This is a genomic window from Moraxella pluranimalium (assembly GCF_002014825.1).
Taxonomy (GTDB): domain Bacteria; phylum Pseudomonadota; class Gammaproteobacteria; order Pseudomonadales; family Moraxellaceae; genus Moraxella; species Moraxella pluranimalium.
In genome coordinates this window covers 1-2730 of sequence record NZ_MUYU01000045.1, presented here as the reverse complement: position 1 = coordinate 2730, position 2730 = coordinate 1, and the positions used below count along the sequence as shown (strand labels likewise).

The following is a 2730-nucleotide window of genomic DNA, read 5'->3' as shown; positions in this document are numbered from 1 at the left end:
AAATAGTTGACCGGTACAAGGTAATTTGTTATACTTGAATTAACTTTTATGAATGGAGGCTTCCTAATGATTGATATTCTAACTTTGAACCGTTAATTTAATACGTTCAAAGGCTCTGCTTATGCTCAGAGTAATAGGATTAATCTGTCTTTTAATAGGAAACCTTTATTATACGGTTATGAAAAAAGAGGGAGATATATCTTCCTCTTTTTTTTAATAAGTGGAAGTCCCCTCTAATATCATAGAAACAGGTTCAAATATGATATTGATATCATATTTGTAATTTTAAAAAGTAATGATGAATCCAATTGGAATTTCTATATTTCAATATTTTAGAGCATAGGCAGTTGCCTATGTTTTTTATTTTGTTTGTTTTATATTTGGCTTACTTCAAATATTAGGTATAAAATGCTACCTAAATATTACATGATTAATGGAGGAAATTATTTATGACATTTAGTAACGTACAAAATACACGAGTATGGTTTATTACTGGGGCGAGCAGTGGGCTAGGATACGAATTCACTAAAAAAGCATTAGAATCAGGTGATAAGGTTGTTGGTGTTGCTAGAAATATTGAAAAACTGAATGAGTTAAAATACCAGTTTGAAGGAATGTTACTTCCTTTAAGTCTTGATGTTACTGATAGAAGTGCTGTTTCGGCTACAGTGGAAACTGCCATTAAACATTTTGGAAGGCTCGATATTGTCATTAACAATGCAGGAAACATGGTAATGGGAATGATTGAAGAATTTAGTGAAGATGAAGTTAGAAGTCAAATGGAACCTAATTTCTTCGGTGCAGTATGGGTTAGTCAAGCAGTTATGCCGTACTTGCGGACGCAAGGATCAGGTCATATTATACAGATATCTAGTATTGGAGGACTGATTACTGGTCCAATGTCTGGAATCTATAGTGCTAGTAAATTTGCTTTAGAAGGATTTAGCGAGGCTTTAGCACAAGAGGCCGCACATTTTGGTGTAAAGGTATCTATTGTAGAACCCGGAGGTTACTGGACGAATTTATACTTAAAAATGAGTTTTACCCTACAGAAAAAAGAGTATGATTCATTACGTGAGAAGTTGGCTCAACAAAATTCAACCGAATCGGTTGATAGTGATCCTAAGTTGGCTGCCGAAGCTATAATGAAACTGGTTAATAGTGAGAATCCGCCTCTCCGATTGATTCTGGGAAGCCTTGTTTATGATTTAGCTGTTGAAAATACAGAAAAACGTATATTTACATGGAAAGAGTGGGAATCAGTTAGTCGTTCTGCGGAACATGGGATTCCTGCACCAGAAGGATATGGAATAATCGAGGAATAGAAGAACAAAAAAGTATTGAGATTATTTTTAAGTATTCCGCAAATGGGCGCGATTGTTGAAGATCAGAAAATTTTTAAGAGGTGGCAAATTTGCCACCTCTTTTTATTTTCTTCGGCTAAAAGTGAAACTTTCTGCAGAAGAAAATACGTGGCAATTGTCAACGGTAAATGTCTGACTGAAGCGACAGCGAAAGGAATTTAAGGAGTTGACAATTTTGCTACACCCGAACCCTCTTGGCTCGTCAAAAGGCAACACCTTTTGACCTGCCAACCGGCGAGGGAGCCCCCTCAAAAAGTGAGGGGGTTGGGGGAGCTTTTTGGAGGGGGTCGAGGGGAAACTTTTCCCTCGTGGGTTTGGGCAAAGCCCATGATCTTTTCTTTTGCTTTTGAATTTGGGGGAGCGGTTTTTGCTCCCTTGCTTTTCGCCTCGCAGAGCACGTCCAGAAGAATTCTGGTATACCGTGTTATACCAAATGGTTTTGGCTCCTCTCGCCTGATGTGTTATTCTCTTCTCAAATGGAGGTGTACGAGATGGCGCACGTTCAGAAATTCACTAAAGGAAATATGCAAGGCTTGTCAATTCACTTAGACCGAAAAACAGAAAACCATTCCAACAAAAATATTGATACAGAGCGTACACATCTGAACTTTGTCGTTGTTAAGTAACTCGGTATAGGTAGATTATGGTATATATATCGTATATATATAATATACATAAGGTATATATATAAATGATTACTTTTAGTGGACGATTAGTGTATAAATGGTATATACTCAATATACATTAATTATAGAGGTTCTATTATGAGTACAAGCGAAGAAACAAAGCTATTCACTGCAAAAGTAGATGAGCATTTACTAGATGCTTTCAAGCGGTCATGTGAGGGTCAAGACACTACAGCCAGTCAAGCAGTACGTGCTTTTATGCGTGAGTATGTTCGCAAGCATGGCCAAGGTGACTTGTTCAAAGTTAAGCGATAAATCAGAAATAGCCTAAGCAGACAACGCTAGTCTTGAGAGGTGGAATGGGGGATTGCGACTCTGTTCAACCTCTTTTTTTGCGTATAACCTTTTATCTACAAGGGGTGGCAGGGAATTAACAGCAACAAGCACAGGGGCAGGCACAGACACCAAACCGCCCCTTACAGGGGGGGGTAACTGATATGGCTACTTTCACACCCCCTATTTTTTAAGCCAGTTTATAACTGTACGCCTTGATACGCCTAGCTTTGAGGCAATTTGGTTATTGTTTAAGCCCTGCTCGTGTAGTTTTTTCGCCTGTTCTCTCTTGTCTTGATACTTAGCTGACCTTGCCTTACCGCCCTTAGCACCTCTACTGGCTTGTAGTTCGCTAAATTCACGCCTAAAGCTGTCACCAACGTAATACTGTACCGGTCAACTATTTT

General features: G+C 38.5%; 2 protein-coding genes and 1 pseudogene. 2 read left to right on the top strand and 1 reads right to left on the bottom strand.

Annotated elements, in window-relative coordinates; genetic code table 11:
• Window positions 1–449: 449 nt before the first annotated feature.
• Together B0680_RS10610 and B0680_RS10605 are read left to right on the top strand one after the other, a co-directional pair.
• Window positions 450–1325: an SDR family oxidoreductase gene (locus tag B0680_RS10610; RefSeq protein WP_078255065.1), complete on the top strand. Its 876-nt coding sequence runs from the start codon at window positions 450–452 to the stop codon at window positions 1323–1325.
• 515 nt (window positions 1326–1840) lie between these two features.
• Entirely contained in the window at window positions 1841–1990 is a 150-nt protein-coding gene (locus tag B0680_RS10605; protein WP_228143799.1) for a plasmid recombination protein, read from the top strand.
• Window positions 1991–2506: 516 nt separating this feature from the next.
• Here the strand turns inward: B0680_RS10605 and B0680_RS10600 are convergent.
• Window positions 2507–2614 (bottom strand): annotated as a pseudogene (locus tag B0680_RS10600) (helix-turn-helix domain-containing protein); the annotation flags it as partial.
• Window positions 2615–2730: the final 116 nt, after the last annotated feature.